Origin of the sequence: Salinivibrio sp. MA427, from assembly GCF_001996115.1 — a bacterium.
In the GTDB taxonomy this organism is placed as follows: domain Bacteria; phylum Pseudomonadota; class Gammaproteobacteria; order Enterobacterales; family Vibrionaceae; genus Salinivibrio; species Salinivibrio costicola.
In genome coordinates this window covers 1-3,798 of record NZ_MUFH01000255.1, presented here as the reverse complement: position 1 = coordinate 3,798, position 3,798 = coordinate 1, and the positions used below count along the sequence as shown (strand labels likewise).

Genomic DNA, 3,798 nt, shown 5'->3' with positions numbered 1-3,798 from the left:
ACATGGGTTCAATCAAAAACGGTTGGCGATACGAGTAGACATTCACTTCTTCAGCCGCGAACGCAGTACTTGTTCCTAGCAGGCTAGCCGTCACAGCCGAGGCAATCAGCAGTTTTTTCATCGTAACAGTCCTTAAATATGATGATAAATGATAACGAATCTCACTTTCGTTAGTATACAGAGAATGACTGAATGCTCAATATCGATAGGATCAAAAAAAAACGAAACCCTACTGTAAAAATGTAAGGTTTCGTTTCAGAGTTTAACGATGTCTTATACGCGTGGCTATTTTACGCTGACAAATTCGGGATACGCATCAATACCGCAATCGTGTAAGTCCATACCCGACATCTCTTCTTCTTCGGTCACGCGAATACCCATGGTTTTCTTCAATATCCACCAAACCACGCAGCTTGCACCGAATACCCAGGCAAAAATAACGGCCGCTCCCAGAAGCTGGGCACCAAAGGTCGCTGCTGTGTTACTTAAAGGCACAACCATGAGGCCAAAGAAACCACACACACCGTGGACGGAAATCGCACCGACAGGATCGTCAATTTTTATCTTGTCGAGACCGATAATACTGAACACGACGATGGCCCCAGATACCACACCAATGATCAGTGCCGCCACTGGTGAGGGTGACAGCGGATCGGCGGTAATTGCCACCAAGCCAGCCAACGCGCCATTTAAGACCATGGTCAAATCCGCTTTCCCCCATAGGGTTTTGCATACCAGTAAGGCTGCAATGGCACCGGCCGCCGCCGCCGCATTCGTGTTGAGGAAGATTTGTCCCACCGCTGTCGCATTCTCAAAATCTGAGACCATCAACTGCGAGCCGCCATTGAAACCAAACCAGCCGAACCAAAGGATAAACGTCCCCAAGGTCGCTAACGGCAAGTTAGAGCCAGGAATCGGGTTGATTTTACCGTTTTTGCTGTACTTGCCTTTACGCGCACCTAACAAGAGCACACCGGCTAATGCCGCGGAAGCACCGGCCATGTGAACAATTCCTGAGCCGGCAAAGTCACTGAAACCGGCCTCAGATAGGAAGCCGCCGCCCCAAGTCCAATATCCTTCAACTGGATAGATCACCGCCGTCAAGATGACAGAGAAAACCAGGAACGCCCACAGCTTCATTCGTTCCGCGACGGCACCAGACACCACTGACATAGCGGTAGCAACAAACACGACTTGGAAGAAGAAGTCTGATTCCAATGAATGATCAGCCTCTGCGCCCTGTGTGCCAATCAAGGTGCCAAATGAAGGTATAAACCCCCCACCCGCATTGTCGACATACATGATGTTGTAACCGACCAGTAAATACATGGTGCACGCAATGGCATATAAGCAGATATTTTTGGTCAGGATCTCCGTGGTATTTTTAGATCGCACCAAGCCGGCTTCTAACATCGCAAAGCCCGCGGCCATCCACATCACCAACGCGCCGGATAAAAGAAAGAAAAAGGTGTCGAGCGCGTAGCGCAATTCTGTCACCGTATTAACCAGTTCCATTGTCTATACTCCCTGTATTAAATTGCTTCCAAATCCATTTCACCGGTACGAATACGCACCGCCTGCTGAAGATCGAAGACAAAGATTTTGCCATCGCCGATTTTTCCGGTCTGTGCAGCATTAGAAATCGCTTCAACGACAGAATCCACATTCTCGCTCTGTACCGCGATTTCAAGTTTCACTTTGGGTAAAAAATCGACTTGGTATTCGGCGCCACGATATAATTCTGTGTGCCCTTTTTGGCGGCCAAAGCCTTTGACTTCCGAGACCGTCATGCCATCAATACCGGCATCCGCCAACGCTTCACGAACGTCATCAAGCTTAAATGGCTTGATAATGGCGCTAATCAGTTTCATATCCTTCTCCTGAGTCCTTGTGTTTGCTTCACACTGTAGGTATCAAGAGCCGTGCCAATATTTGATGGCTTTAAAATCATGTAGTTAGGAAACAAGGAGGGGTAATTCGAGGAGTTTGCACTATAAAAGTGCGAGGTATTCACCAAGACAGCGCATCGGCAATGTGTTATTGCTCAACTGCACCATCAGCGATCATCGAAAAAACGCGGGCCGATTCCCCGCTCCGCGTTTATCTCGAGTTATCGTCGACCATAACGGATAATAAAGTCGCGATAGGCCGATAACATTTCCATAAAGTCATCATAGCCACACGCGGCACAGCTTTCTTGATCATAAAACGTCAATGCCTGCGCACTGAGGGTTGCTTGCGCCTCATCCGATGGTGTTTGTAGCATGGCATTCGCCATCACCACCACTTCATCTTTATTGGCTGTTAAGGTAAAAGTATGCCCGCGCCATTGCTGTTCGTTTTCCAGCTGAGCGAGGGCCTCGACATATTGCTCAACGTGGCTAAGCTCAGTGCCTACTTCATCGAACAACCAGCGACCAATCGCTTCATGGCCCATTGAGAACACAATGCGATAACTGTCATCAAAACTATTGCGAGAAAATTCGTAATCCACATCCACCTCCAATCTTCGCGCGGCATTGTCCGGCTTTTGCCACGAATTGCCAAGCCCAAGCTGTTATCAAGGTAGCACTTCGCTCATACTGTTTACTTCAGTTCGACTTAATGGACGACCGTCATATTGCCAAGGACAAGCCATGCATATTGTGATCGCACCGGACTCATTCAAAGAAAGCCTCAGCGCCCCACAAGTCGCTAACGCTATTCAAACAGGCATGGCAGCCGCACTGCCTAATGCCACGTTTTCACTGTTGCCCATGGCAGATGGTGGTGAGGGATTTGCACAAAGTATGCTCGAACGACTCGGTGGAGAACGTTTTCACTGTGACGTCACGGGGCCAGATTTTCGCCCGGTGACGGCCAGTTTTGTGATTAATCGTGAACAACGACTGGCCGTGTTGGATGTCGCCAGTGCCTCAGGTTTGCCATTAATGCCAAGCACCGCAAGAAATCCGCTTCATACCACCAGCTTAGGCACCGGTGAGCTGATCCGTGCAGCTCTTGATCATGACATCGATGAAATCATTATTGGTTTAGGTGGCAGTGCCACCAATGACGCGGGCGCCGGGATCCTGACCGCCTTAGGCGCGCGCCTGYTTGACGGTGCAGGCAAACCAATTATTCCGACTGGACACGGATTAGGTGCATTGATGACACTGGATCTCAGCACGCTCGATTCACGCCTGCGTGCTGTCACACTCACCGCGGCCTGTGATGTCGATAACCCGCTATGTGGACCCGATGGCGCTGCTACCGTATTTGGTCCGCAAAAAGGCGCCACGGTCAGCCACATTCGCAGTTTAGAGCAACACCTTCACCGTTTTGCCCGTATTTGTCACTATCAACTGGGCCATGCCATTGCGCACTTTCCAGGAGCAGGCGCAGCAGGCGGAATCGGTGCCGCTTTAGGCGGGTTACTCAATGCCCAGCTCGTCCCCGGGGTGGAGTTGCTACTAACACGAACCCACGCGTATTCGACCCTGGCACAAGCAGATTGGATTATTACCGGTGAGGGACGGGTCGATAGTCAAACTCAGCACGGAAAAGTCCCCATGGCGCTCGCCCGGATTGGCCAATCACATCACATTCCCGTGGTGGTGATCGCCGGCAGTGTCGGTGACAACTGTGATACGCTTTATCAACACGGCGTCAAAGCGATTTTCCCCATTCAGCCAGGGCCCTGTTCATTGTCTGAGGCGCTGGCCAACACGGCAAGCAACGTCACGCGCACGGCTGAGAATATTGCGCGATTAATGGATAACCCGATTAATTAATCAACCATAACACGAAGCTAATTGG

At 50.3% G+C, this 3,798-nt stretch carries 4 protein-coding genes and 1 pseudogene; 1 reads left to right on the top strand and 4 read right to left on the bottom strand.

The window, feature by feature from the left end:
- The 4 genes and pseudogenes from BZG79_RS16180 to BZG79_RS12840 all read right to left on the bottom strand — a co-directional run.
- Window positions 1-121, bottom strand: a pseudogene (locus BZG79_RS16180) (iron ABC transporter substrate-binding protein); the annotation flags it as partial.
- A gap of 164 nt (window positions 122-285) precedes the next feature.
- Complete coding sequence (locus BZG79_RS12850) at window positions 286-1,515, bottom strand: ammonium transporter (RefSeq protein ID WP_077669150.1); 1,230 nt, start codon at window positions 1,513-1,515, stop codon at window positions 286-288.
- A 17-nt stretch (window positions 1,516-1,532) separates the two neighbouring features.
- Window positions 1,533-1,871, bottom strand: a complete 339-nt coding sequence (locus BZG79_RS12845; RefSeq protein WP_025673127.1) for a P-II family nitrogen regulator — start codon at window positions 1,869-1,871, stop codon at window positions 1,533-1,535.
- A gap of 239 nt (window positions 1,872-2,110) precedes the next feature.
- On the bottom strand, window positions 2,111-2,494 hold the full coding sequence (locus BZG79_RS12840) for a YacL family protein (RefSeq protein WP_158009957.1): 384 nt from the start codon (window positions 2,492-2,494) through the stop codon (window positions 2,111-2,113).
- A 142-nt stretch (window positions 2,495-2,636) separates the two neighbouring features.
- Here BZG79_RS12840 and BZG79_RS12835 point away from each other — a divergent pair, with 142 nt between their 5' ends.
- The gene (locus BZG79_RS12835) at window positions 2,637-3,773 is read left to right on the top strand and encodes a glycerate kinase (RefSeq protein WP_077774588.1); all 1,137 of its coding nucleotides are present in this window, start codon (window positions 2,637-2,639) and stop codon (window positions 3,771-3,773) included.
- The last annotated feature ends 25 nt before the right edge of the window (window positions 3,774-3,798 follow it).

Coding starts and splice junctions, on each gene's coding strand:
- BZG79_RS12850 (WP_077669150.1), bottom strand. CDS start 1,515: ATGGAACTGGTTAATACGGTGACAGAATTGCGCTACGCGCTCGACACC.
- BZG79_RS12845 (WP_025673127.1), bottom strand. CDS start 1,871: ATGAAACTGATTAGCGCCATTATCAAGCCATTTAAGCTTGATGACGTT.